General features: G+C 71.2%; 23 protein-coding genes. 10 read left to right on the top strand and 13 right to left on the bottom strand.

The features are described 5' to 3' along the window. Positions 1 to 56: 56 nt before the first annotated feature. Positions 57 to 1,973, bottom strand: coding sequence for an MFS transporter (locus WC969_03675; protein MFA6028936.1), 1,917 nt, complete (start codon positions 1,971 to 1,973; stop codon positions 57 to 59). Between the two features lie 152 nt (positions 1,974 to 2,125). Here WC969_03675 and WC969_03670 point away from each other — a divergent pair, with 152 nt between their 5' ends. Continuing rightward, positions 2,126 to 2,980: a hypothetical protein gene (locus WC969_03670; protein ID MFA6028935.1), complete on the top strand. Its 855-nt coding sequence runs from the start codon at positions 2,126 to 2,128 to the stop codon at positions 2,978 to 2,980. An 87-nt stretch (positions 2,981 to 3,067) separates the two neighbouring features. Here WC969_03670 and WC969_03665 read toward each other — a convergent pair whose 3' ends face one another. From WC969_03665 to WC969_03615, 11 genes are all read right to left on the bottom strand, one after another. Next, complete coding sequence (locus tag WC969_03665) at positions 3,068 to 3,478, bottom strand: ACT domain-containing protein (protein ID MFA6028934.1); 411 nt, start codon at positions 3,476 to 3,478, stop codon at positions 3,068 to 3,070. Beyond that, complete coding sequence (locus tag WC969_03660; GenBank protein MFA6028933.1) at positions 3,475 to 3,993, bottom strand: DUF2914 domain-containing protein; 519 nt, start codon at positions 3,991 to 3,993, stop codon at positions 3,475 to 3,477. The genes WC969_03665 and WC969_03660 overlap by 4 nt, the downstream gene beginning before the upstream one ends. Positions 3,994 to 4,073: 80 nt before the next feature. Further along, positions 4,074 to 5,486: a glycoside hydrolase family 13 protein gene (locus WC969_03655; protein MFA6028932.1), complete on the bottom strand. Its 1,413-nt coding sequence runs from the start codon at positions 5,484 to 5,486 to the stop codon at positions 4,074 to 4,076. Then, entirely contained in the window at positions 5,486 to 6,181 is a 696-nt protein-coding gene (locus WC969_03650; protein MFA6028931.1) for a M23 family metallopeptidase, read from the bottom strand. Before WC969_03650 ends, WC969_03655 begins: the two co-directional genes overlap by 1 nt. 1 nt (position 6,182) lies before the next feature. Beyond that, a complete protein-coding gene (locus WC969_03645; GenBank protein ID MFA6028930.1) occupies positions 6,183 to 7,355 on the bottom strand; it encodes a hypothetical protein in 1,173 nt (390 codons plus the stop codon). Beyond that, positions 7,352 to 8,290 carry a DUF2157 domain-containing protein gene (locus WC969_03640; GenBank protein ID MFA6028929.1) on the bottom strand — a complete coding sequence of 313 codons (939 nt, stop codon included), beginning with the start codon at positions 8,288 to 8,290 and terminating at the stop codon, positions 7,352 to 7,354. Before WC969_03640 ends, WC969_03645 begins: the two co-directional genes overlap by 4 nt. Next, positions 8,287 to 9,066 (bottom strand): 3'-5' exonuclease, encoded by a 780-nt coding sequence (locus WC969_03635; protein MFA6028928.1) that lies wholly within the window; start codon positions 9,064 to 9,066, stop codon positions 8,287 to 8,289. Before WC969_03635 ends, WC969_03640 begins: the two co-directional genes overlap by 4 nt. Continuing rightward, positions 9,063 to 11,585 carry a DUF3536 domain-containing protein gene (locus WC969_03630; GenBank protein ID MFA6028927.1) on the bottom strand — a complete coding sequence of 841 codons (2,523 nt, stop codon included), beginning with the start codon at positions 11,583 to 11,585 and terminating at the stop codon, positions 9,063 to 9,065. The genes WC969_03635 and WC969_03630 overlap by 4 nt, the downstream gene beginning before the upstream one ends. After that, the gene (gene glgB, locus WC969_03625) at positions 11,586 to 13,526 is read right to left on the bottom strand and encodes a 1,4-alpha-glucan branching protein GlgB (protein ID MFA6028926.1); all 1,941 of its coding nucleotides are present in this window, start codon (positions 13,524 to 13,526) and stop codon (positions 11,586 to 11,588) included. Further along, positions 13,523 to 14,557, bottom strand: a complete 1,035-nt coding sequence (locus tag WC969_03620; protein ID MFA6028925.1) for a DHH family phosphoesterase — start codon at positions 14,555 to 14,557, stop codon at positions 13,523 to 13,525. The genes glgB and WC969_03620 overlap by 4 nt, the downstream gene beginning before the upstream one ends. Further along, on the bottom strand, positions 14,554 to 15,711 hold the full coding sequence (locus WC969_03615; protein ID MFA6028924.1) for a diadenylate cyclase: 1,158 nt from the start codon (positions 15,709 to 15,711) through the stop codon (positions 14,554 to 14,556). Before WC969_03615 ends, WC969_03620 begins: the two co-directional genes overlap by 4 nt. A gap of 164 nt (positions 15,712 to 15,875) precedes the next feature. Here WC969_03615 and WC969_03610 point away from each other — a divergent pair, with 164 nt between their 5' ends. From WC969_03610 to WC969_03595, 4 genes are read left to right on the top strand one after another with little or no spacing between them, the layout of a single operon-like run. Further along, positions 15,876 to 16,868 carry a sugar phosphate nucleotidyltransferase gene (locus WC969_03610; protein ID MFA6028923.1) on the top strand — a complete coding sequence of 331 codons (993 nt, stop codon included), beginning with the start codon at positions 15,876 to 15,878 and terminating at the stop codon, positions 16,866 to 16,868. Continuing rightward, positions 16,865 to 17,008, top strand: a complete 144-nt coding sequence (locus WC969_03605; protein ID MFA6028922.1) for a hypothetical protein — start codon at positions 16,865 to 16,867, stop codon at positions 17,006 to 17,008. The genes WC969_03610 and WC969_03605 overlap by 4 nt, the downstream gene beginning before the upstream one ends. 47 nt (positions 17,009 to 17,055) lie before the next feature. Then, a complete protein-coding gene (locus WC969_03600; protein MFA6028921.1) occupies positions 17,056 to 17,730 on the top strand; it encodes a response regulator transcription factor in 675 nt (224 codons plus the stop codon). Further along, entirely contained in the window at positions 17,727 to 19,475 is a 1,749-nt protein-coding gene (locus WC969_03595; protein MFA6028920.1) for an ATP-binding protein, read from the top strand. The genes WC969_03600 and WC969_03595 overlap by 4 nt, the downstream gene beginning before the upstream one ends. A 10-nt stretch (positions 19,476 to 19,485) precedes the next feature. Here WC969_03595 and WC969_03590 read toward each other — a convergent pair whose 3' ends face one another. Continuing rightward, positions 19,486 to 20,412 (bottom strand): patatin-like phospholipase family protein, encoded by a 927-nt coding sequence (locus WC969_03590; protein MFA6028919.1) that lies wholly within the window; start codon positions 20,410 to 20,412, stop codon positions 19,486 to 19,488. 155 nt (positions 20,413 to 20,567) lie between these two features. On the opposite strand from WC969_03590, the gene WC969_03585 reads away from it, so the two are divergent. The 5 genes from WC969_03585 (at position 20,568) to pstB (ending at position 25,469) form a co-directional block, all read left to right on the top strand. Then, positions 20,568 to 21,707: a putative porin gene (locus tag WC969_03585; GenBank protein ID MFA6028918.1), complete on the top strand. Its 1,140-nt coding sequence runs from the start codon at positions 20,568 to 20,570 to the stop codon at positions 21,705 to 21,707. 108 nt (positions 21,708 to 21,815) lie between these two features. Further along, positions 21,816 to 22,835 carry a phosphate ABC transporter substrate-binding protein PstS gene (gene pstS, locus WC969_03580; protein ID MFA6028917.1) on the top strand — a complete coding sequence of 340 codons (1,020 nt, stop codon included), beginning with the start codon at positions 21,816 to 21,818 and terminating at the stop codon, positions 22,833 to 22,835. After that, positions 22,832 to 23,809, top strand: a complete 978-nt coding sequence (pstC, locus tag WC969_03575) for a phosphate ABC transporter permease subunit PstC (protein ID MFA6028916.1) — start codon at positions 22,832 to 22,834, stop codon at positions 23,807 to 23,809. Before pstS ends, pstC begins: the two co-directional genes overlap by 4 nt. Beyond that, positions 23,806 to 24,657 carry a phosphate ABC transporter permease PstA gene (gene pstA, locus WC969_03570; protein ID MFA6028915.1) on the top strand — a complete coding sequence of 284 codons (852 nt, stop codon included), beginning with the start codon at positions 23,806 to 23,808 and terminating at the stop codon, positions 24,655 to 24,657. Before pstC ends, pstA begins: the two co-directional genes overlap by 4 nt. Then, complete coding sequence (pstB, locus tag WC969_03565) at positions 24,654 to 25,469, top strand: phosphate ABC transporter ATP-binding protein PstB (GenBank protein MFA6028914.1); 816 nt, start codon at positions 24,654 to 24,656, stop codon at positions 25,467 to 25,469. The genes pstA and pstB overlap by 4 nt, the downstream gene beginning before the upstream one ends. Positions 25,470 to 25,471 lie beyond the last annotated feature (2 nt).

Here is a 25,471-nt window from a genome sequence, read left to right as displayed (position 1 = left end):
GACCGAACGCCATCGGGGGCGGAGGGAAGACCGTCTTCAGACCCGCAGAGGCCGGGTCAATCGTCCTGCGGGACCGCTCCGCCCGGGACGCCCTCGCCTTTGAAGCGCTTCGCGGCGAGGAGGTAGATGGGGGCGAGGACGGTGAAGATGGCGGCCAGCGAGTAGAAGCCCCCGGCGGCCCCGAAGGAGTCGAAGGCCCAGCCGGCGGCGAGCAGCGCCAGCATGCCGACGGCGCGGGCGAGGCCGTAGACGAAGCCGGTGACGGCGCCGAGCTCGCTCTCCGGGACGTGCGACTGCATGTAGGAGGCGGTGCCGAGCTCGTTGCCGATCATGGCGGCGGCGATGAGGAAGGAGACCGGGACGGCGACCCAGGCGGTCGGGAGGAACGGGTAGGCCCAGATCGAGAGCGAGGCCAGCGCGGCCAGGCGCAGCCAGGTCGAGAAGCGGCTCTTCTCCCCGCGGCGCTCCAGGTAGAAGGCGCCGACGAACTCTCCCATGTTCCAGGCGAAGAGCAGCACGGCGGCCATCGCGGGATCGCCGAGGATCTTGGTCGCGTAGACCACGGCGATGAGCGTGTGGAAGATCTTGTGCACCGAGTTCAGGGGGATGTTGACGAGCACCAGCGTGCGCAGGTGCCCGTCCGCCCTGACGGCGCGCATCCCCCGGAGCAGGTCCGCCCACCAGACCCGGAGAGCGTCGAGCCCGCGGCGGCCGCTCGAGACGATCGGCGCGTCGGTGGAGCCGTCCGCCGGGCGCAGTCGCCAGAGCTTGAGCAGGGCCAGGCCGGCGGCAAGGCAGAAGACCGGGTGCACCCAGACCGCGCTCATCGCGCCCATCCCCTTGATGAGCATCCCCGCGCCGAAGACGCCGGACATCGCCGCGATCTCCCGCCAGACGTAGAGCCGCCCGTTGTGTACGCGCAGGCCGCCCTCGTCCTTGCCGACGATCTGCGGGAGCGCGGCGCGGCGCGCGACGTCGAAGAGCTCTCCGGCGACTCCGTTGAGCATGAAGAGGCCGTAGACGATCGGCATCGCGGAGGCGCCGCCGGCGGCCAGGACGAACGGAAGCGTCACGATCGCCGCGCCCTGGACGAGCCCCGTCAGCGCCATCGCGCGTCCGGCGCCGACGCGGTCCACGAGCGCTCCGCCCAGGAAGCCCGCGAAGAGGCTCGCGCACTCGGCGGCGAGATAGAGCGCGCTGACGGCCACGGCGGCGTTCATCGTCTGGAGCAGGAGGAGGGGGACGGCGAGATTGAGGGTCTCGATGCCGACTTTGACCGCCGCGACGCCCGCCGCGTAGATCCTGAAGGTGGCTTTAGCGGCCGGGGTCTGCGGGGAGAGCTCCGGGGCCTGCGGCGCGGAGTCGGCGTCGACATGCGCGGGCTCGACCGCGAGGAGCCCCGCGGCCTTCGAGCGGCCGGAGGCGGCGGGAAGCTCTTGGTCCGAAGCGTAGCGGCGCGCGCCGGAACCCTGGAGCAGGTCCTGGAGCGCCGCGCCGGTCCCGTGCAGAGCCGCCGGAGAGGAACCGTCGGCCGACGCGATCTTCAGCAGAGGCGCGGAGGAGGAGGAGAGCTCGGAGGCCTTCTCGCTCAGCGCCCGGCGGGCCGGGACCGTCGCGGCCGGCTGGACGGGGGCGGCGACGCGCGAGGAGGCCGCGGACGGGGCGGAATGGACGAGGACGGCCTGGAGGGACGCTCCCGAAACGACCGCGGAGGGGGCGGCGGCATGGACGACCGCGGCGACCTTCGCCGAGGGGCCGAGGTACGGGAGCGCTTGTCCGAGGACCAGTCCGGAAGAGCCCGCCAGCAGGATGGCGCCGGTCGGGGAATGCGTCTGTACGACTTGGAGCGTCGGGACGGCGGAAGCGTTCGCGCGGGTCCCGAGCGAGGCGACCTGCGCCCAGGCCTGCGGCGGGAGCCAGAGGCCGGTCAGCAGCGCCAGGACGAGGCAGGTGATGGAGCGCACGAGCTTCATGGGGATAGGATAGCCGCCGGCGGACCTCCCTGCGACGGACTTCCGGTCCCGACGGCCACAACGAAAGGCCCAGAGGAGCATGGGCCCAATGCCGGGACATGGGGCATCGCGGGTCCTAAGACGCTCCGAGCGTTCCGCGGTAGAATCGAGCCATGCTCAGAACCCTCGCCCTTCTCGTGCTGGCCCCGAACCCGCTCTGCGCCCAGACCCGCGCCGTCCCCATCGTGACGACGGCCCTTCCCGTGGTCTCCATCCCGGTGCTGGCCCCGACGCCCTCTCTCGCTTTCCCGGGGATGCTCGCGCCCCTTCCCGGCCTGAACCTCCAGCCCGCGCTCGTGCGCGCCGCCGCGTCGCCCGCGCTCCTTCCCTCATCCGTGAAGTCTCCCGCGGCGGCTCAAGCGCTGCCGGCCAAGACCGTCGTGGAGATGAAGGCCTTCGGCGCCGCGCTGGAGGCGGGCCGCTCCGAACCCGTCGCTCTCGAGAAGGGCCTGTCGGCGGCGTACGAGGGCTCCGCGCAGAAATCCGCCTCCCCGCTCGTCGAGGCCGCCGCCCCCGCGCCCGTTCCCTCGGGCCTCCTTCCCGCGCTGCGCTCGCTCTCCCTCGCGCGAAGGTCGGTCGAAGAACCCGCTCCGCCCGCGGGTCCCTCGGGCTGGCGAAAGCTCCTCGCGGCGGGGAAGAAGGCCGGCGCCGTCCTTCTCGGCCTCTACGGCGGGATGAAGCTCGGCGACATCGCCTACTCGCTGCTCGTGCACCGGATGCCGCTCGCCGGCGGCCTGCTCGCGACGGCGGGGATCGCGGCCGGCGTCCTGTGGCTGCGCCGCACCCGCGCCTCCAGCGGACGCGGACCGCTGATGCCCTCGCTCATGGGGACCATCGCCGGCGTCATCCTCGGGAACCTGGTCTGGACCCTCGCCGGCTCGGCCGTTCTGGGCCTCGGCGCGGGCGCAGCGATCGGCCTGGCCGCCGGCCTCTACGCGGGCGGCGTCCTCTTCCCGGACAAGAAGTAACCGTCCCCCATCGGCTCTTCATAAGAACGCCCCTCTCCCGCCAAGCGGGAGAGGGGCAAGCGCGCTCCGCGCGCAGGGTGAGGGGTGCTAGAGCGTCTGCTGCAGACGCTCTAGCACCTTGAGCGCCTTCTGGGTGTTCTCGACGGCGAGCAGGAGCCGCGAGACGCTCCCGCCGATCGCCGTGCCGTAGATGTTCGTGATGTTGACCGCCCCTTCGCCGAGGGCCTTGGTGACCTTGTGCAGCTGCCCCGGCTTGTCCTCGACCTCGACGGAGAGCATCTGGCTCTCGACGCTGGCGTAGCCCGCCTTCGAGATGACGGCCGAATGGTCGCCCTCGCCGCTGAGCGCGATGCGCACGAGCGCGGAGTCGTCGCGCACCTCCGAGGAGATGCCGACGATGTCGATGCCCTGGTCGCCGAAACGCTTGGCGAGGTCGGCCAGCGCGCCGGGCTTGTTGGGGAGGAAGACGCTGTACTGCTTGATGACTTCGATCTTCATTTGACCACCTTGAATCCCGCCGTCCGGAGGACTTCCCCGGAGGAGGAGAGGACTTCGACCTTCCAGTCGCCCGGACCGGCCTGCCGCGTGCTCCAGGTCCGGGTCTTGCGGTGCTTCAAGGAGAGCGTGCTCTCCCCGGCGGGCCGCCCGTCGCGCGACCAGCGGTGCTTCACCGTGGTCGGTACGGAGGAGGCCTTCAGCTCGTTCCAGAAATAGATCATCCCGGCCTGGATGGGCACCCCGGCCGCCGCGGCTCCGACGGGCTCGCGGTCCTGGATGGCCGTGCAGACGGCGCTGCGCGCGACGACGACGGGAGCCGGGGCGGCGCGCTGGTCGTTCTCCGCTCGCGCCGTCCCTGCGGCGTTCGCGCCGCCTTGGGCGGCGCGGAGGTCCGTCGCAGGGGCCGCCGCGCTCTGCGCGGACGGGACGGAGGACGCGGGGTTCTCGGGGGTGCTCTGCGCCGAGCAGACGCCCGCGAAGACGGAGAGGACGATGGCGACGAGGAATCCCTTCATGAGCCTTTTCCTCCTTCCGGTTGGAGAATCATCCTTCCTCGATTATAGCGCTTAAAGCCGATGGGAAGGCAAGGGGTCCGTCACGGACGGAGTTCGAGCACCGAGTAGCCCCAGGGCTCGAGCTCCAGCCCGGAACCGAGCGGGTGGGACTTCGAAGACACCGTCTCCGCGGCGCCGCGCAGGTCCTCGGCGGAGTACGGAGCGCGGACCGGCGCGTCCGAGCGGTTGACGAGCACGGCGAAGCGTTCTCCCGGCAGGCGGCGCTCGTAAGCGAGGAGGTCCCCGAAGGTCTCCAGCAGCTCGAAGTCCCCGGAGGCGAAGACGGGCCGGGTGCGCCGCAGCCGGATGAGACGGCGATAGAGGCCGAGGAGCTCGCGGTCCCAGCGGGAGTCGTCCCAGGGCATCGCCGCCCGCGCGCCGTGCGCGAGCGTCCCGTCGAGGCCGACCTCCTCCCCGTAGTAGACGCTCGGCGCGCCGGGGACGAAGAACGAGAAGACCAGGGCCAGGCGCATGCGGCGCTCGTCGCCCCCGTAGGCGGTGCGCATGCGGTCGGTGTCGTGGGTCGTCAGGATGTTCATCTGGGCGAGGTTCACGGCGGCCGGGTAGTGGCCGAGCATCGCGCGGACCTCCGAGCGGAAGGCCGCCGCGTCGATGGGCGCCATCGGGCGGCCGCCGTACTCGTGGGTGACGCGCAGCTTCTCGCCGGCGAAGTAGCGCAGGCAGGCGGCGGGAAGGAGGTAGTTCATGACGGCGTCGAACATGTCGCCCTGGAGCCAGCGCTTCGCCTCGCCCCAGATCTCGCCGACGAGGTAGGCCTCCGGGTTGACGCCCTTGCAGACGGTGCGGAACTCGCGCCAGAAGGCGTCGTCGTCGATCTCGTTGGGCACGTCCAGGCGCCAGCCGTCGACGCCGAACGCGAGCCAGTGGCGGGCCACGCGCAGGAGGTAGCGCCGGACCTCCGGGTTCGCGGTGTTGAACTTGGGCAGCGCCCCGAGGTTGTACCAGCAGGCGTAGTTCGGCGTCCCCTCGTAGGCCTTCAGCGGCCAGCCGCGCACGTGGAACCAGTCGCGATAGGGGGAGGCGTCCCCGTTCTCGAGGAGATGGACGAACGGGAAGAAGCCGCGCCCGCAGTGGTTGAAGACGCCGTCGAGGACCACGCGCATGCCGCGCGCGTGCGCGGCGTCGAGCAGGGCGCGCAGGGCCTCGTCCCCGCCGAGCACGGGGTCCACCTGCAGGTAGTCGCTCGCGTGGTAGCGGTGGTTGGCCGGCGACTGGAAGATCGGGTTGAGGTAGAGCGCGTTGACGCCGAGGTCGCCGAGGTGGTCGAGACGCTCGGAGACCCCGTAGAGGTCCCCGCCCTTGAAGCCGAGCTCGGTCGGGGGGGAGTCCCAGCTCTCGAAGACGCCGTCGGGCTTGAAGCGCTCTCCCCGCGCGAAGCGGTCGGGGAAGACCTGGTAGAAGACCGCGCGCCGCACCCAGTCCGGGGCGGCCATCAGAACCGGCTCTTCGGCAGCTCCCCGCGGGGGGGAACGGACCGGTCCTTCACGCGCATCTCGAAGTGCAGGTGCGGGCCGGTCGAGTGCCCGGTGGAGCCGAGCTTCGCGATGCGCTGTCCCTGCGCCACCTTGTCGCCGACGCCGACGAGGAGCGCGTCGTTGTGCGCGTAGATCGTCACGTGCTCCTTGTCGTGGCGCAGGAAGACGACGTTCCCGTACCCGGTGAGCTTGTCGCCGGCGTAGGCCACCTCGCCCGGGGCGGCGGCGTAGATGGGGCTGCCGCGGTCGGCCGCGAGATCGAGGCCGTGATGGAACTTCCCCCAGCGCGGACCGTACTCGGAGCTCACGACGCCGGCCTCCATCGGCCAGCGCCAGGCGCCCGTGTACTGCGGGACGGGGAAGGTCTTCGGGACGGCCGGGGCCCCGGGGCGCGGCGGGCGGGCCGCGCCCGGCGCGCCGGGGATGACGCCCGCGGAGACGAGCACGTCGAGGACCTCCCCTTCGTCGAGGTTCTTCGAATCGTGATACTTCTTCAGGATCCTGGCGATCTTCTTGTAGCGGTCGAACTCGGAAAGCGCGCGGCGCCCCTCGGGCGTCAGCGCGATCGCCTTGCGTCCGAGGCGCTGGGCCTCCGAGCAGCCGGCGGACAGGAGGGCGGCGAAGGCGGCGGCCAGGAGGGCCCTTCTCCTCATGTCAGAACCCCGCGCTCGCCCCGCCGCCGCCGGAGGAGCCGCCGCCGAAGCCCGGCCGCTCGGCGGGGGCGGGCCCGGGCTGGGCGGCCGCGACGCCGACGGCCGCGGCGAGGAACTGCCCCGGGGCGAGGCCCTCGTCCTTCGGGACGACGAGCTCTCGGGCGGTCCAGCCGCCGCGCTCGCCCGCCGGGCCGGCGTCGAGCCGGCGGCGGAGGAAGACGGAGAGGGCCATCAGGAAGGCGCCGAGGAGCGCCGCGTCCCAGACATGGCGCTGCAGGCCCAGGTACGGCTTCAGCGTCACCAGCGAGAGCAGCGCGGCGATGCTCCCCGCCGCGAGGAAGGCGCGGCTGCGCCGGGACAGCGCCGAGGCGAGCAGAAGCGGCGGGAGGAGTCCGACCGCGGCGAGCGTCGCCCACTCATAGAGGCTCCCGGCGCGGGGGGCGGGGCGGCCGAAGGAGAGGATGTGCGCGAGCCGGAGGTTGAGCACGAGGTACGCGGAGAGCGCGAGCGCGCCCTGGAGCATGTCCCAGGCCTCGCGCTCGTGCTCGGGGATCTCGCGGCGCGCGCGCATGAGCGCGACGACGGCGAGACTCCCGCCCGCCCAGATGAGCCGCGCGGCGTGCTCTCCGGGGCCGGCGGTGAAGAGGGCGAAGGCGGCCGCACCGATGGAGACGAAAGCCGCGTAGACGTAGCCGACCCGCAGGTACAGGAGCAGGAAGGCCGCGCACACGGGCAGAGAGAAGGACAGGGTCACGGCGCGCGGCGTATGCGGGATGGCCGGCCCGAGCGCGAGGACGAGTCCGAAAGCGATCTGCGATGCTCCGGAGGAGAGCAGGCCCTCCTCCACGCCGAAGCGGTAGAGCCGGTAGCGTGCGAGGAGGAGCTCTCCGAGAACCCAGCAGACGACGCCGGTCAGCGCGATCCACGCGCCCTGCAGCGGCTGACCCTCGACGAACTCGGCGATGAGCACGTTCACCGCGGCGACGGCGACGAGGGCGAGCGCGAAGAAGAGGATGCGGACCGCGAGGCCCGCGCAGCGCAGCGGCTCGCCGGCCTCCGCCTCGAAGGCGCGCAGGTCCTCCTCGCCGACGAGGCGCGAGCGCCGCCAGGCGCGCGCGAGCGTGAGCAGATGGAGCCGGCCCTCCTCCTCGAGGGGGAAGACGCGCAGCCTCACGCGTCCTCCATCCGGCGGCGCAGGGAGAAGAGGAGGACGACGAGCGCGGCGGCCGAACCGAGGAGATAGAGCGCGACGAAGCCGACGCCGGGGCTCTCGAGGGACTTCAGGAAGCAGGCGGAGAATCCCAGGTAGCCGAAGCCGACGCCGTAGAGCAGGTAGGCGAAGCGGCGCTCGCTCAGGCCGAAGACGATGCTCGCCGCGCAGAGGGCCGCGAGGAAGACGAAATCGACGCCCGCGAAGCCGTCCTTGAAGACTCCGGGCAGCAGCAGCACGGCGGCGCCCTGGATCGCGATCGTGAGGTAGGTGTCCCGAAAATGGGGCTTGAGCCCGGAGCGCGCGGTCTGCACGCCCGTCCCGGCGAGCGCCGCGCAGAGTCCGAGGGCGCTCCACTTGAGGAGCTCGAAGTCGTGGATGAAGCGTCCGAGACGCACGCCGAGGAAGCCGGCGAGGTTGAAGACCGCCATCGTGAGCACGAAACGGTTGTCGAAGCGGTAGGCGAGGAGGAAGAAGAGGGCGGCCGAGCCCAGCAGATAGAGGTCCCAGAGGTCCTTGAGGAGCCCGAAGCGGCCCTCGAGGTAGCCGAAGAGGATCCCGAGGAAGGCGCAGCCGAGGTAGAGCACGTAGTCGAAGGCGGCGTGGGGGGAGTTCCAGCGCTCCGGGACGAAGGGTTCGGCGCGGCGGGCGCACCAGAGCAGGCAGCCCGCGCTCGCCGCGGCGAGGAGGCCCGCGATCGTCAGCGGCCCGAGGTCGCGCAGATGGTCCTTGACCGTCCCGCCGACGCCGAAGACCACGAGGAGGGCTCCCAGGTAGAGCAGCGCGCGCAGTTCGGCGTGCACGCCGACGAGCTCGCCCGAGCGCAGGCGGCCGAGCAGGGCCAAGCGCTCCTCCGGGAGGCCGCGGGCGCGGAGCGTCGCGAGGGGATCGAGGCTCACTTCCTCTTGGGAAACACGCCGTTGAGCGCTTTCGCGCAGATGTCGGCGACCTCGGCGGAGAAGTCGCGGTTGCGGCTGAGCCACTGGATGTAGCCGGGCTCGAGCTCGAGCACCTCGCGCAGGGTCTTGCCGCGGTACTTGCCGAAGCTGAAGGCGGCCTCGCCCTCGCGCCAGTTGAGCTTCCCGAGCGCGTCCACGTTCAGGTCGCAGAAGTCGTGCAGGCCGGCGATGTCCTGCGCGAGGTCGGGGCGCCCGGGGCGGCCGTGATAGCGCTCGACCTGCGCGAGGAAGACGTCGAGCGAGGCCTCGGCGTCGGCCGTCGCGTCGTGCGCCTTCTCCAGGAGCTTCCCGCAGTAGAACTCATAGGCCCGCCCGAGCGTGCGCGGCTCGAGCTTGTGGAAGATGGTCATGGCGTCGACGACGCGCCGGCCTTCCATGTCGAGCGGCTTCGCGACCCGCGCGAGCTCCGCCTGCAGCATCGGAAGGTCGTAGCCGCGGATGTTGAAGCCGCCGAGGTCGGCGCCGTCGAAGAGCTCGCGGATCTTCGGGGCCAGGACGCGCAGCGTGGGCGCCTGCGCCGCCATCTCGTCGGTGATGTGGTGGATGGCGATCGCCGCGGGGGGGATGGGGCGCTCGGGGTTCACGAGCGAGTCGAAGCGCTCGCGCGCGCCGTCGACCTTCAGGCGCACGAGGGCGATCTGCACGATGCGGTCGCGCAGGGGGTCGGTCCCCGTGGCCTCGAGGTCGTAGAAGACGAGGTCGCGCTCGAGCTTCACGCGGACACCGACTCCCCGGCCTTCGCGGCCGCCGGCAGCGGGAGCGGCTCGAGGCGCACGCCGAGGAGTTCGGCCGCCTCGACGAAGCGCGCCCGCCAGGGGTCGGCCGGCGTCCGGCCCGCGTCGCGCAGGCCGCGGAACGCCTCGGCGGCGCGCGCGCGGGCGGCGGCCGCCGTGCCGTGCAGGAGGGAGAAGAGGAGGTTCTGCGCCTTCCAGAGGTCGACGGAGAACGGAAGGCGCTTGAGGAGCCGCAGGGACTCGAGGAGGCGCGCGAGCGCCTCGTCGTCCTCGCTGCGCTCGACGACGGCGCGGACCCGGCGCTCGATGAGCGTGCGGAGCAGCGCGGGCAGCGGCCCGGGCTCCACGCGCACGCCGGCGCGCTCGCACTCTTCGAGGAGGGCGGCGGCGCGCGGCAGGTCGGGTTCGGTGCGCTCGAGCGCGCGGCGCAGGTTGTGGTGCAGGGCGACCTCGGCCGCGGTCTGGATCGCCTTCGGCGGCGGCATGCCCCGGGCCCTCAGGAAGCGCAGGAGGGGGGCGTGATGCTCGTAGACCTGGCGGTGGGAGACCACGGCCTCGAGCAGGGCGTTCTCGAGCACCCGGCCCACCATGCGCCGCTGCTCGTCGGCGAAGAGCCGGGAGAGGTCGTAGCCGGAGTCCCCGAAGCGGCGGCCCAGGACCATCATGCAGCCGGTCATGTCGGCGCGGTCGAAGCGCTCGACGAGGTCCTTCTCGAGCGCCTTGTAGTCCTCGTCGCCGCGGTCCTCCTGGACGCCGCCGTGGAAGGCGTGGTCGCCCAGGTGCATCGCCGCGAAGAGGTAGCGCTTCTCCTCGAGGGTGAAGCGCGAGACGAGGCGCACGCGGCCGAGGGCGAGCCGCGCCCGGCCGGCCTGCGCGCGTCGGAAGGCGTCGCGCTCGACGTCCGCGCTGTAGACCTGCGCGTGCTTGGGCGGCTCCGCGAAGAGGGCGTCGAGCGCGTACTGGGCGCAGAGGCCCTCGAAGCCGACGGCGGCCGAGCGCGCCAGACGCTCGTAGACGCGGCGCCCGCTGCCGTGCTCGGCGAGGTTGCTCTCGGCCTTCTCGAGGCGGGAGGCGAGCTTCTCGTGCCAGTCCCCGCCGAAGAGCTCCCCGGCGAGGTCGGCGGCGCGCGCCGCGTACTGCAGGACCTGGACGGTCTCCAGACCGGAGAGGTCGTCGAAGAACCAGCCGCAGCTCGTGTACATGAGCAGGAGGTGGAGCTGGAGCTCGAGGAGCTTGAGGACCTCGACGCGCTCGTCGCCCGAGAGCGGCTTGAGCGCGTGGCGCAGGAGGAAGGAGTCGATGCTCCGCGGGGAGGGATCGAGGACGATCTCGACGTACGCGTCGCGCGCGGCCCAGGGGTCTCGCAGAAGCGCCGCGGCCCGCTCCTCGTAGCGCGCGCCGGCCTCGTCGCGCAGGGCGTCGAAGGCGGCGCGCAGGGGGCCGCGCCAGGCCTGCCGCCAGCCCGGCCCGGCGCCGCAGTTGCAGCCGCAGTCGGAGCGCCAGCGCTCGACGCCGTGGACGCAGCTCCAGGAGCTGTTCTCGTGGAGCTCGACCTCCCAGGTCGGCGGATGCAGCGCGAGGAACTGCGAGAAGTTCGTGAGCTTCGCCAGGCCCTTCTCCTCGATGGTCTTGAGCGCGTAGGCGAGCGCCATCTCGCCGAAGCGGTGGTGGTGCCCGTAGGACTCCCCGTCGGTGGCGATGCTGACGAGCTGGGCGTCCTCGCGCTCCTCCGAGAAGGCGGAGACGAGACGGCGCGCGAAGTTCGCTCCGTCGGCGAGGAGCTTCTCGAAGGCGATGCCCAGCGAGATGGGGCCGTCGTAGAAGAAGACGGAGAGGGTCTTCCCCGAGGGGAGCCAGACCCGGTAGGCGCGGGTGGGGTCGATGCCCTTGCCCGCGTCCGTCCACTCCTTCGCGCCGAAGCGGCGCAGGCGCCGGGCCTGCCGGGGGGCGAGGATCGTGTAGCGCACGCCCGCCTCGGCCAGGACCTCGAGGGTCGCGAGGTCGACCGCGGTCTCGGGCAGCCACATCCCTTCGGCGCGCCGCCCGAAGCGGCGCTCGAAGTCCTTGAGGCCCCAGAGCGTCTGCGTGACCTTGTCGCGGCGGACCGCCAGCGGCATGATCATGTGGTTGTAGGGCTGGGCCAGCGCGGACCCGTGTCCGCCGAAGCGGCGGCGGCTCTCGCGGTCGGCCTCCAGGATGGCCCGATAGGTCTCGGGCTCCCGGCGCTCGAGCCAGCTCAGCAGGGTGGGGCCGAAGTTGAAGCTGATGCGGGCGTAGTTGTCGACGAGCTCGGAGATGCGCCCGTCCGCGTCGAGCACGTGGGCCGCCGCGTTGGCCCGGTAGCACTCGTAGGCGATGCGCTCGTTCCAGTCATGGAACGGCTTGGCCGAGTCCTGGACCTCGATCTCGTCGATCCAGGGGTTCTCGCGCGGCGGCTGATAGAAGTGTCCGTGGACGCAGACGAAGCGTTCCTTCGACTTCGGGACCTCGACGGTGCCCAATCAGCCCTCGGCCCTCAGGATGACGCAGCCCAGCGGGGGGACCGTCGCCCGCAGCGAGAAGGGCCGGCCGTGGCGCGGCTCCGGGGAGGCGTGCAGGCCGCCCTCGTTGCCGATCCCGCCGCCCCAGTAGTCGCGGGCGTCGCTGTTGAGGATCTCCCGCCAGTAGCCGGCGGCGGGCACCCCGACGTGGTAGCCGATGCGCGGCACCGAGGTGAAGTTCAGGAGGACGAGCACCGGCTTGGAGCGGTCGCGCCCGAAGCGCAGGAAGCTCAGCACGCTCGCGTCGCAGTCGGAGCAGTCCACCCATTCGAAGCCGGGAGACTCGTTGTCGAGCTCGTGGAGCTGGGGGTTCTCGCGGTAGGCGCGGTTGAGGTCCGCGACCCAGCGCTGGACGCCCTGATGCGGCTCCCACTGCAGGAGGTGCCAGTCGAGGCTCTTCTCGTTCCACCACTCGTCGCGCTGGCCGAACTCGCCGCCCATGAACAGGAGCTTCTTCCCCGGCTGCGTCCACATGTGGGCGAAGAGGAGCCGGAGGTTGGCGAACTTCTGCCAGTCGTCGGAGCCCGCCATCTGCGTCAGGAGCGCGCATTTGCCGTGGACGACCTCGTCGTGCGAGAGCGGCAGCACGAAGTTCTCGTGCCAGGCGTAGATCATGCGGAAGGTCAGCTGGTTGTGATGGTACTTGCGGTGGATGCCGTCCTTGCGCATGTACACCAGCGTGTCGTGCATCCAGCCCATGTCCCACTTGAAGCCGAAGCCGAGCCCGCCCAGGTAGGTCGGACGCGAGACCGCGCCCCAGGCCGTGGATTCCTCGGCGTACATCTGCGCGCCGGGATGGCTCTTGTAGACCTCTTCGTTGAGGCGGCGGATGAGGCCGATGGCCTCCAGGTTCTCGCGGCCCCCGTAGATGTTGGGGATCCACTCGCCTTCCTTGCGCGAGTAGTCGCGATAGAGCATCGAGGCGACCGCGTCCACGCGCAGGCCGTCGGCGTGGAACTTCTCCATCCAGAACAGCGCGCTCGAGATGAGGAAGCTCCGCACCTCGTGACGGCCGTAGTTGAAGATGTAGCTGCCCCAGTCGGGGTGGAAGCCCTCGCGCGGGTCCGCGTGTTCGTAGAGGTGCGTGCCGTCGAAGTAGCCCAGCCCGTGCTGGTCGGTGGGGAAGTGGGAGGGCACCCAGTCCAGGAGGACGCCGATCCCCGCCTGGTGGAGCTGGTCGACGAGGTACATGAAGTCCTGCGGCGTCCCGTAGCGGCTCGTCGGGGAGAAGTAGCCGGTGCTCTGGTAGCCCCAGGAGCCGCCGAAGGGATGCTCCATGACCGGCATGAACTCGACGTGCGTGAATCCCATGCGCGTCAGGTACTCGACGAGCTTCGGGGCGAGCTCCCGGTAGGTCATGGAGCGGCCGCCGTCCTCGGGGACGCGCATCCACGAGCCGACGTGCATCTCGTAGATGGAGACGGGCGCGTGGAGGCCTCCGCGCTCGGCGCGCTTGGACATCCACTCGGAGTCGTTCCACTCGTAGGCGAGGTCCCAGACGACGGAGGCCGTCTTCGGCGGGACCTCCGCGTAGAAGGCCATCGGGTCCGCCTTGTCGACCTTGTAGCCGTGCTCGTGCGAGCGGATGTGGTACTTGTAGACGGTGCCCTGCCCGAGCCCGGGGACGAAGCCCTCCCAGATGCCCGAGGAGCCGTGGGGGTGGAGCCGGTCCTTGTTGCGGTCCCAGTCGTTGAAGTCGCCGATGACGGAGACGAAGCGCGCGTTCGGGGCCCAGACGGCGAAATACACGCCGTCGACGCCGTCGCGCTGGGCCAGGTGGGCGCCGAGCTTGTCGTAGAGCCGGAAGTGCGAGCCCTCGTTGAAGAGGTACGCGTCGTCGTCCGAGAGCAGCGTCGGCCCGTGCGGCAGCAGGTCCTTGCGCGTCCGATGGGCGGAGGTCATGACGTGAAGGGGTACGCCAGCTCCGCCGGGTCTTTCACGCCTACGGCCTTCAGGAATCCGTTCCTCACCTCGACCTCCTTGTCGCGCCAATCCGAATCCGTCGCCTCCGCCGGCATCGTGACCGAGCCGCCGGCGATCATGCCGTGCCCGCCCGCCGAGCCGACGCCGAGCAGCCGCGTGAGCACGCGCCCCGCGTGGGCGTCCTCCCTGCGCGAGCGCAGGGACACGTAGAGCCGGCCGGCGAAGCGGCCGGTGCAGAACGACCAGCGCATGCGCTCGTGCGTGAGCAGGAAATCGGCCATCTGCGCGACCCGGTCCGGGGTGGGGACCTCCCCGAGGTGAACGCCGATGATGTCGCGCAGCACGAAGGCGTCGCGGATCGCCCGCCCGAGCAGTCCGAAGAAGGCGCGCGGGTGCAGGGGGTTCTGGATGCGGGCGAGGGTCTTGGTGTTGCTGCGCTGGATGAGCGCCAGATAGGCCTGGATGTCGCGCGGCCCCGTGTCGCGCCCGAGGTTCTCGGTCTCCGAGGTGATGCCGTAGACGAGCGCCGTGGCGATGCGCGCGGGGATCTCGAGCCCGCTGGCGAAGAGGACCTCGGCGGCGATCGTCGAGGTCGCCCCCGCGCTCGGGTCCACCCACAGGAAGTCGGCCTCGGTCGCCGGGTGCAGCGCGTGGTGGTCGATGACGACCGTCGCTTTTCGCCGGCGCTTGAAGGGGTTGTTCTGGAAGGGCGGCTGCGTATCGATGAGGACGACGTGCTCGTAGCGCTTGAGGTCGTCGGCGCGCAGCGGGCGGATGGGGATGCGCAGCGTCTTGGCCATCATCTGGTTCTCGATGCGGCCGATGATGCCGCCGTAGGCGATGCGGGAGCGGATGCCGTGGAGCTTCTCCGCGGCGTAGGCCAGGGCCAGCGAGGTGGCCATGCAGTCCGGGTCCGGGTGGTTGTGGGTGAGGAAGAGCAGCGGCGAGATCTCCTTGCCGTGCCCGGCGAGGAAGTCGAGGAACTCCTGCGGCGTCGGCTTCTCGCTCATCGGGCCTTGAGGTGCACGCGCACCGCGGGCGGGTCGAGGCGCACGAGGACGATCCCTTCCGGGAGCGCGATGCAGTCGCGCCCGAGCAGGACCTCGCTCTCTCCCGCGTCGGCGCGGGAAAGGTCGAGGTGGGCCCGCAGGCGCTCGGCGTCGAGCAGGTAGAGACTGCGCTGCGCGCCGGCGACGGTGGCGCGCACCGAAGACGGCTGCGCGGCGTCGACGGCCAGGGAGGGGGGGAGGTTGTGGAAGACGACCGGCACGACGTACTCGCGCAGCATCGGCTTCTCGCCGTGCACGAAGTGGAACCAGAGCCCGAAGCCCAGGAGGACCGCCGCGGCCTTGGCCTTCAGGTTGCGCTTCCAGACCGGCAGGCCGGGAGGGGCGCCGGGCACCGTGTCCTTTCGGAAGGCGTCGATGCGCGCGCGCAGCTGTCCGAGGTCGCGCACCTCGCCGAGCTGGCCGTCCTCGGCGATGGAGATCATCCCGCGCTCCTCGCTGACGACGAGGCAGAGGGCGTCGGTGAGCTCGGAGAGTCCGACCGCGGCCGCGTGGCGCGTGCCGAGCCGCGCGTTCTGCGCGAGGTCGCGGCCCAGCGGGAGGTAGACGCTGAAGCGCTCGACGCGCTCGTTGCCGATGACCATCGCGCCGTCGTGCCCCTCGGAATGCGGGTCGAAGATGCTCAGCAGCAGCGCCCGCGAGATCTTCCCGTCGAGCTCGTGCCCCTCGGTGATGTGCCGCTCGATGGGGTCGCGTCCGCGCAGGACGATGAGGGCGCCGTAGCGCTCGCGCGCGAGTTCGCCGAGCGCCTGGACGAGCTCCTCGATCTCGGCGTCCGGATGGGGGGAGAGACGGCGCTTGCCCAGGCTCCAGACCGCGAGGCGCTCGAAGAAGTGACGGATCTCCTCCTGGAAGATGACGATGAGGGCGAAGAGCGAGACCGCGAAGAAGCCCTGGAAGAGGTAGGCCGTGAGCACGAGGTTGAGGATGCGGGCGACGATGTAGATGCCGGTGAGGATGAACATCCCGATGGCCACGAACGCGGCCTTCGTGCGGCGGAACCAGGTCCAGGCGAGATATAGGAGGAGGGAGACGATCGCGATGTCGAGCGCGTCGGCGAGTCCGAAGCCCGTCAAAAGGTCGAGGATCCTCGGCATTTTTCCGGGACGCGCGCGCGGAGCGCGACCCTGTGAGAGCATACCATACCCGCGCCGACGCGAGGAAGCCCGCTTCCGCTCGCCGCGCGGAGTCAAACGGCGGTCATGCCGATTTTACCCCGCCGCCATGGTCCCGCGATGCGAGCCCGAGTATCCTCTCCCTCATGAAAACGAACATGCACGCGAACGCCGTGAGTCCGATCCGGATCGGACATCGCTGGTCCGTCGTCCTCTCGGGAGGAGACGGCCAGAGGATGCTGCCCTTCACCGCCGCCTGGCTCGGTGAAGCGCGGCCGAAGCAGTACTGCTCCTTCCTGGGGAAGAGGACCATGCTGGAGCATACCCTCGCGCGCGCCGCGAGGGTCGCCTCCCCGAGCGAGGTCGTGACCGTCATCGGTCAGGGGCACTGGCGCTTCCTCGACGAGCCCCTGCGCGTGGACCTCCCCGGCCGCGTGCTCGAGCAGCCCGCGAACCGCAGGACGGCCCCGGGGATCCTGCTCCCTCTGGCCTACGTGCTGGCATGCGACCCCCGGGCGACGGTCGCCGTCATGCCCTCCGACCACTTCATCCTCACCGACGACGCCTTCATCGATCGCATGACGCGGGGGCTCGAGGCCGCCGAGAAGCTCGAGGACCGGGTCGTCCTGCTGGGGATGCCGGCCAGCCGGCCGGAGCCCGAGTACGGGTGGATCCGCCCCGGGGAGCGTCTGGCCCCCGGCGTCCGCTCCGTCGCCGGGTTCCATGAGAAGCCCGACGCCGCCGCCGCCCACCGGTTCTACCGGCAGGGGTGTCTGTGGAACACCTTCATCATGGCGGCCAAGGCGAGGACGCTCTGGGACCTCGCCGAACGCATGCTCCCCCGCATCCACGAGCGCTTCGAACGCCTGCGCTCGGCCTTCGGGACCACCGAGGAGGCGCGTACGCTCCAGGCGGTCTACCGGGACATGCCGGAGGCCGACTTCTCCCGAAGCGTGCTCCAGGCCGCTCCGGAGGCCTGCGCCGTCCTGCCGATGGACGGCGTCGTCTGGGACGACTGGGGCCGCCCCGAGCGCGTGCTCACCACGCTTCATCGGATCGGCCGGACGCCGAACTTCCCGGCGGGACTGATCGTCCCCGCGAAGGAGTCGCGCAAGGACGCGTCATCCCTCGCCGCATGAACCGGACGATCCTGCGGGATGGGGAGAGGGAGGAGTCCGTCGCGGGCGCGCTGCGCTGGCTGGACCTGCTGCTGCGCTCCCATCCGCTCCTGGACGGGGGGCGGGGGGCGCGGCCGTCAAGAAATCGTCACATCCGCTAGACGCGGCGGTCATGGCGCGCGGACGGCGGATGGGCTAGAATAGCCCCATGGCCAACGCCAAGATCCTGGTCGTCGAGGACGAGAAGGACATCGTCCGGCTCCTGCGCTACAACCTGGAGAAGGAAGGCTACCGCGTCGTCGCCTGCCACGATGGGGAGTCCGCGCTCGAGTCCTTCCGCAAGGAGCGTCCGGACCTCGTCGTCCTCGACCTCATGCTCCCCAAGCTCGACGGCATCGAGGTCTGCAAGCGCCTGCGCCAGGGCTCCCGGGTCCCCATCCTCATGCTCACGGCCAAGAAGAGCGAAGCCGACCGCATCGTCGGCCTCAAGATCGGCGCCGACGACTACGTCACGAAGCCCTTCTCGGTCGGGGAGCTCGTCGCGCGGGTCTCGGCGCTGCTGCGCCGCGCCGCCCCCGCCCCCGCGGCCGGACGCCGCGCGGGCGCGCTCGATATGGACTTCGAGCGCCACGAGCTCCGCGTCGACGGCGAGCCGGTCTCCGTGACCCCGAAGGAGTTCGAGTTCCTCAAGCTCCTCGTCGAGGCCGACGGGAAGGTGCTCACCCGCGACGACCTCCTCGAACGCATCTGGGGCTACGACCGCTCCATGGACATCGACACGCGCACCGTCGACCAGCACATCGCCCGCCTGCGCCGGAAGCTCGGAGCCGAGGGGGAGCGCATCCTCACGGTCACCAACGTCGGGTACCGCTTCCGCGCATGAGTTCCCGCGCCCGCATCCGGCTCATCATCCTCGCCGTGGCCGCCCTCTCGGCGGCTCTCACCGGCTTCGCCGGCTGGCGTTCGGCGCGCGTCCATCTCGTCGAGGAGCTCGCCGAAGGGCTCCTCGAGCGCACCCGCCTCCTCGCCCGCGAACTTCCCGCGGAGCGCTCAGGGACGGCCGCCCTCGCCGCGTGGGTCTCCAGGTCCGCTCCCATCGCGGACGCCCGCATCAGCCTCATCGCCCCCGACGGACGACTGCTCGCCGACTCGAGCCTGAAGCCCGACGGCCTCGCCCGCGCGGAGAACCACGCCGACCGGCCGGAGTTCGTCGCGGCCCGCCGCGGGGGAAAGGGGACGGCGCTGCGCCACAGCCATTCGACCGGCATGGACTTCCTCTATGCCGCCGCGCCGGTCTCGGAGCGGCCCGACGCGCCGGTCCTGCGCCTGGCCATGCCGCTCGGCCGAGTGGACGAGGCCCTCTCCCGCATGCGGCGCACCGTCGTCTACTACGCCTTCATCGCCCTGCTCTTCGCGCTCTTCTTCGCCGCCTTCGCCGCGGCGCTGCTCCATCGCCCGGTCGAGCTCCTCGCCGAGGCCGCGGACCGCATGGCCGCGGGCATCGGCCTCCCCTCTCAGCGCGGGAAGGACGAGCTCGACCGCCTCGCGGAGGTCCTCCACGAGCTCGCCCTGAAGTCTTCGGGCGCGCTTCAGGCGCTCGGCGAGGAGAAGTCCCGCCTGCAGGCCACGCTCGCCCACATGGCCGAGGGCGTGGCCGTCGTCGACGCCGAAGGGCGCCTGCGCGAGGTCAACCCCGCGATGGAGGCCCTCTTCGGGCTCGAGGCGGCGCGCGCGCGCGGCGTGCCGCTCATCGAGGTCCTGCGCCATGGAGAGCTCAAGACCCTGCTCGACCGCGCCGCCGCAGGGACGGCCCCCGTCTCCGGCGAGCTCACGGTCTTCACGCCCGAGGAGCGCGTCTTCGAGGCGCACGCGACGCCGATCCTGGAGAACGGCCGCCCGCACGGGACGGTGCTCGTGCTCCACGACATCACGCGTCTGCGCCGCCTCGAGGAGATGCGTCGGGACTTCGTCGCCAACGTCTCGCACGAGCTGCGCACTCCGCTGGCCTCGATCAAGGGCTTCGCGGAGACCCTGCGCCGCGGCGCGCTCGAGGACGCGGAGCACCGCCTGGAGTTCGTCGGGACCATCGAGACGCAGGCCGACCGACTGACCCGGCTCGTCGACGACCTCCTCGAGCTGGCCTCCGTGGAGTCCGGCCGCCGCCCTCTGCGTCTGGAGCGCGTCGAGCTCGGGACCTTCGCCCGCGACGTCGCCGCCTCGCTCGCGCCCCTGGCGGAGAAGCGGCGCGTCCGCGTCGAAGTCGCCGCCGACGCCGGCCTCGCGGTCAAGGCCGACCCCTCCGCGCTGCGCCTGCTCCTGCAGAACCTGCTCGACAACGCCATCAAGTACAACCGCGAGGGGGGAGAGGTCCGCGTGAGCGCCTCGCGGGAGGGCGCGAGCGTCGACCTCTGCGTGAGCGATACGGGCCTCGGCATCCCCGCCGCGGACCTTCCGCGCGTCTTCGAGCGCTTCTACCGCGTCGACAAGGCGCGCTCGCGCGAGCTCGGCGGCACCGGGCTCGGTCTCGCCATCGTCAAGCACCTCGCCGAAGCGCACGGCGGCCGCGTCCGGGCCGAGAGCGTCGAAGGCTCGGGCTCGTCCTTCCACGCCGTCCTGCCGGCAGCCTGAAGCCCCCCGCTCACTCGATCCGGAAATCCGCGGGCCGCGAGAGGAACTCCTGCGCGTCGCGCGTCCCCTGGTCGAAGGAGCGGCGGCACTCCTCGCGGTCGAACGCGAACACCCCCATCTTCAGCGGCTCGAGGGGATCGAGCTCGAAGAAGCGCAGGCCGTGCTCCTCTCCCGGTCCGTCGAGCGCCGCGAGCGCGTTGTGCACCTGCGCGCGCAGGAGCTCTCCGACGAGCGCGGAGGTGAAGCCGCGCGGCGAGAGCCGCGGGACGCGGGGCGCATGGCGGCCGACGACGGTGACGAACACGAAGTCGCGAGCGCCGCGCGACGCCAGCGGCCGCAGGTCCGCGAACGAGAGCAGATGCCCGTCGACGAGCAGCCGCGCCCGCGGGCCGGCCGCCCCTGCGGCGAGCTCGACCGGCGGGAACAGGTAGGGGACGGCGACCGAGCCGAGCACGCAGTCGACGAGCGGCCCGTCCCAGCGGCCTCCTCCCGCGGCCGGGGAGAACGAGGCCTGGAAGAGCCCGCCGTCGCGGATGTCCGCGCTCACGACATAGAGCCAGCAGCGGCCACGGGCGCGAGCGCGTTCCTCGTCGATGAACCGCGCGAGGAACGCGCGCACGGGGGCCTGCGCGAAGAGGCTGGGCGGGAAGAGGCGCGGACGCGGGCGCAGGAAGGAGCGCCGCGGGACATCGCGCCAGGCCTCCCGCAGAGCCTCCAGCCCGTCCTGATAGTAGGCGGCGGCGTTGACGCTTCCCGCGCTGGTGCCGAGGACGGAGTGGAGCGACCAGCCGCGCCGCGCGCAGAGCTCGTGGAGCACGCCGCCCTGCCAGCTCCCCAGCGCCGCCCCTCCCGAGAGGATCAGCGCGGTCGGGCGCGAGCCGAGCGGAGCCTGCTCGAGGGAAGGGCCGTGCGCTCGCCGGGGGGAGGTTTCCGCCATGGCGCGATTATCGCATTTCGGTGCGTCATGAGATGTTCACACCCTCGCGACGCCGCCGCAATGGGCCGGAGCCCGCGGGACTGCTGTAATCTCCGTGACGACAACGCCGAGGAACGCGCCGACGCGCGGACCCCTCTTACAAGGAGACACGCACCATGAAGAACGCCGTCGCCGCCGCCCTGCTCGCCCTCGGGCTCGCGCTCCCCGCCGGAGCGCAGGAAGTGAAGCTCTCGAACTATCTCGAGAGCGTGAAGTTCGGAGGGGACTTCCGCCTTCGTGCGGAGAACTTCCGACGGCAGACCCCGACCAAGCTCGACCGCAACCGCCAGCGCTACCGCCTGCGCCTGGGCGCGGAGGTCCAGTTCCCGGACCAGCTCCTCGGCGTCTTCCGCTTCGCCTCGGGCACCGGCGAGCAGGTCTCGACGAACCAGACCTTCTCGAGCCTCGGCACCCAGAAGGGCATCTACATCGACCAGGCCTACCTCGCCTGGCGTCCGAGGGTCGGAGACAACGGGAGCGTCTACCTCCAGTCGGGGCGCATGCAGAACGCCCTCTGGCAGACCTACACCTCGGACATCCTCTGGGACACCGACCTGAATCCCGAGGGATTCGGCGAGGGCGGAGAACTCCTCCTTTCGGAGGCGGGCTTGACCCTCTTCGCCAACGCCCAGCAGCTGGCCGCGGCCGAATCCTCGAACAGCACGGCGCGCCCGTGGTGCTTCAGCCAGCAGCTCGGGCTGGAGACGCGTCTGCCGCTCGAGTCCCGCCTGCGCATGGCCGCCGCTTATCACGGCTGGACGAACATCGACGCGTTCGCCTTCGGCCAGGGCGTGACCCAGGACGGCAACCGCCGGTATTCCACGAACATCCCGAAGAACCGCTTCGGAGTGGCCGAGATGACGGCGGAAGTCCGCTCCTGGCTCGGGAGCCTGCCGCTCTCCCTGCAGGGGACCTACATCAACAACCTGCGAGCCCGCAGCGACCTCGGCTCGGCCGAGAACTTCGGCTGGCAGGCGGGCGCGATCCTGGGCAAGGCCTCCGCCGCGAAGACCTGGGAGGCCGCCGCCTTCTATAAGTTCGTGCGCACCGACGCGACGGTCGCCGACGCCTCCGACTCCGACTTCGGCAACGGCGGCACCAACCGCAAGGGCGCCATCCTGTGGCTCGCCTGCAGCCCGCGCGACTGGATGCAGGTGAAGGCCAAGTACTTCATCACCCGCCTGCTGGCCCCCAACCAGGGCCAGACCGACGACTCCATCAACCGCGCCCAGCTGGACTTCCAGGTGAAGTTCTAGACGCGCGCGAGCCCTCGACGGGGGATCCCGCCGTCACACGATGTTTGAACGAGCGTCATGCGAACGTCAAACGTCGAAGTTAGAATCGAAGCAATGGAGAAACCGAACATGAAGAACCTTCTCAGTCCTCTCAAAGCCGCGGCGTGCCTCCTGCTCGCCGCATCCTCCGCGGCAGCGGCGGAGGTGACCACCCTCAACGGAGCCGGGGCCTCCTTCCCCTACCCCATCTACTCCAAGTGGTTCGACGACTACCGCACGGTGCGCCCGGACCTGCAGATCAACTACCAGTCCATCGGCTCGGGAGGAGGGATCCGCCAGATCACCGCCCGCACCGTGGACTTCGGCGCCACCGACGGGCCGATGACGGACAAGCAGCTCTTCGCGGTGGACGGGAAGCTCCTCCACCTGCCCACGGTACTCGGGGCCGTCGTCCCCGTCTTCAACGTCAAGGGCGTCGCCGCCCTCAACCTGAGCGGAGAGGTCCTCGCGGACGTCTTCCTCGGGAAGATCCGCATGTGGAACGACAAGGCCGTCGCCGACCTCAACCCCGGCGTCGAGCTGCCCTCGGCGCCCATCACCGTCATCCACCGTTCCGACGGCTCCGGCACGACCTTCTGCTTCGTCGACTACCTGAGCAAGGTCAGCCCCGAGTGGCTCAAGAAGGTCGGGCGCGGCACCTCGGTGAACTGGCCCGCCGGCCTGGGAGGGAAGGGCAACGAGGGCGTCGCGAGCATGGTGAAGGGGACGCCCGGCGCCATCGGCTACGTCGAGCTCATCTACGCCAAGCAGAACGGCATCGCCTACGCGGCCGTACGCAACAAAGCCGGCAAGTTCACGCTCGCGGACATCGACTCCGTCACCGCGGCGGCGGCCTCCTCCGCGAAGTCCGTCCCCGCGGACTTCCGCGTCTCCATCACCGACGCGCCCGGCGAGAAGGCCTACCCCGTCTCGACCTACACCTGGCTGCTCGTCTATCAGAAGAATCCGGCACCGCGCGGAGAGATCCTCAAGGGCTTCCTGCGCTGGATGCTCAAGGACGGGCAGAAGAGCGCGTCGTCCCTAGGCTACGCGCCCCTGCCCTCCGAAGTCGCCGTCAAGGTCGCCGCGGCGGTGGAGACCGTGCGGTGACCGTCCTCCTCGCGCAAGCCCCCGCGCGAGGAATCGTGAGCAAGGCCGCCGGCCCGCGCGAGCGGGCCGGCGACCGCGTCTTTCAAGCCGTGCTCTGCGCGGCCGCCCTGAGCGTCGTCGCGCTCGCGTCCGCCCTCGGCTTCCAGCTCGCGGCCGGCTCCCGCCTGCTCTGGAGGACGACGGGGCCCGCCTTCCTGTGGGGGACGACATGGGACCCGGTCGCCGAGGTCTTCGGCGCGCTCCCGTTCATCTTCGGGACCCTCGTCACCTCCGCGCTGGCCCTCCTCATCGCCGTGCCGCTGGGCGTCGGCGCGGCGGTCTTCCTCGCCGAGATGGCGCCGCGCCGGGCCGCCGCGGTCTGCAGCTTCCTCATCGAGCTCCTCGCCGCCGTCCCCAGCGTCATCATCGGCCTCATGGGGATCTTCGTGCTGGTCCCGGCGGTGCGCGCCGTCGAGCCCTTCCTCATCTCCGCGCTGGGCTGGACCCCCTTCTTCTCCGGCGCCCCCTACGGCGTGGGGGTGCTGAGCGCCGGGCTCGTCCTCGCGGCGATGATCCTGCCGTACATCACGAGCATCACCCGCGAGGTGCTCCTGAGCGTCCCGCAGTCCCTCAAGGAGGGCGCGCTCGCGCTCGGCGCCACGCGCTGGGAGAGCGTCCGCACGGTCTCCCTGCCCTACGCGCGCTCGGCGGTGCTCGGAGCGGTCTTCCTCGCCCTCGGCCGCGCCCTCGGAGAGACCATGGCCGTGACCATGGTCATCGGCAACACCCCCAAGATCTCGGCCTCGCTCCTCGACCCCGGCTACAGCATGGCCGCCGTCATCGCCAACGAGTTCGCCGAGGCGACCTCCGACGCCTACGTCCACGCCCTCATCGGCGTCGGCCTCGTCCTCTTCGTCCTGACCCTCGTCATCAACGGCGCCGCCCGCTGGATGATCCACCGCCTGGGAACGCCGGGGAAAGGAGCGCCGCGGTGAGATTCCCCGACTACGCGCGCCGCCGCCGGACGGACCGCCTCGCGACCGCCGTCGCCGCCGCCTGCGCGCTCGTCTCCGTCTCGCTGCTCTTCGCCATCCTCGGCTACATCGCCTTCAAGGGCGCCTCCGCGGTGGGCTGGGACTTCCTCACGAAGCTGCCGAAGCCGGTCGGCGAGACCGGCGGAGGCATCGCCAATTCCATCGTAGGGACGGCGAAGATCGTCGGTCTGGCCTCGCTCCTCGGCATCCCCGTCGGCGTGCTCGGCGGCGTCTACCTCGGGGAGTACGCCTCGACCCGCACGGCGGCCCTCGTCCGCTTCGCCGCCGACATCCTCAACGGCGTCCCGTCCATCGTGATGGGCATCTTCGCCTACGCCCTGGTCGTGCTCCCGCTCAGGCATTTCAGCGGCATGGCCGGCAGCGTCGCGCTCGCGGTCATCCTCGTTCCCATCGTCCTGCGCAACACCGAGGAGTTCATGCGCCTGGTGCCCCGCAGCGTCCGGGAGGGGGCGCTCGCCCTGGGCATCCCGCGCTGGAAGACCGTGCTGCGCGTGGCCCTGCCTACGGCCGCGCCCGGCGTGCTCACGGGCGTCCTCCTCGGCCTCTCCCGCATCGCGGGCGAGACCGCGCCGCTCATCTTCACGGCCTTCGGGAACCGCTTCTGGGACCAGGGGATGCTCCACCCCATGGCCGCCCTGCCGCTGACCATCTACACCTACGCCATCTCGCCCTACGAGGATTGGCACCGCCAGGCCTGGGCGGGCGCCTTCATCCTCCTCCTGTTCGTGCTGACGACCAACGCGCTGGCCCGGCTGCTGACGAGGCGCCCCGCCGGAGGACACTCATGACCGCGACCATTCAAGCCCCGCCGCCCGCCCTCGACCCGTCGGCTCCGAACGCCGAGGACCGCCGGGTCGTCCTCGAGACGCGGGGGCTTCGCGCCGGCTACGGCGCCGCCGAGATCCTCAAGGGGGTGGACCTCCCCGTCCGCGAGCGCCTCGTCACCGCCGTCATCGGTCCCTCGGGCTGCGGCAAGTCCACGCTCATCCGCTGCCTCAACCGTCTCCATGAAAGCGCCCCGGGCGGCTGGTGCGAGGGCGGTCTCCTCCTCGACGGAGAGGACCTCATGGCGCTGGACCCCGTGCTCCTGCGCCGGCGCATCGGCATGGTGTTCCAGCGCCCCAACCCCTTCCCGAGCATGTCCATCCGCGAGAACGTGGCCGCAGGCCTCACGCTCAACGGCGTCCGGGTCCGCCGCGTCGTCGACGAGCGCGTCGAGCGCGCGCTGAGCGACGCGGCCCTCTTCGACGAGGTCAAGGACCGCCTCGACGAGCCCGCGCTCGGCCTCTCCGGCGGGCAGCAGCAGCGCCTCTGCATCGCGCGGGCCCTCGCCGTCGAGCCGGAGGTCCTCCTGCTCGACGAGCCCTGCTCCGCCCTCGACCCCATCGCCACCGCCCGCATCGAGGAGCTCCTCTTCGAGCTCAAGAAGCGCCTCACCATCGTGACCGTCACCCACAACATGCAGCAGGCCGCGCGAGTCTCGGACCACACGGCGTTCCTGCTGATGGGCGAGCTCGTCGAATCCGGCCCGACCCAGCAGGTCTTCACCCGCCCGAAGGACAAGCGCACCGAGGACTACATCACCGGCCGGTTCGGCTGAGA

Source organism: Elusimicrobiota bacterium, assembly GCA_041660925.1.
Classification (GTDB): domain Bacteria; phylum Elusimicrobiota; class Elusimicrobia; order UBA1565; family UBA1565; genus JBAZUV01.
Note: the sequence above shows the minus strand (reverse complement) of the source record. Positions and strands in the feature narration are given on the sequence as shown.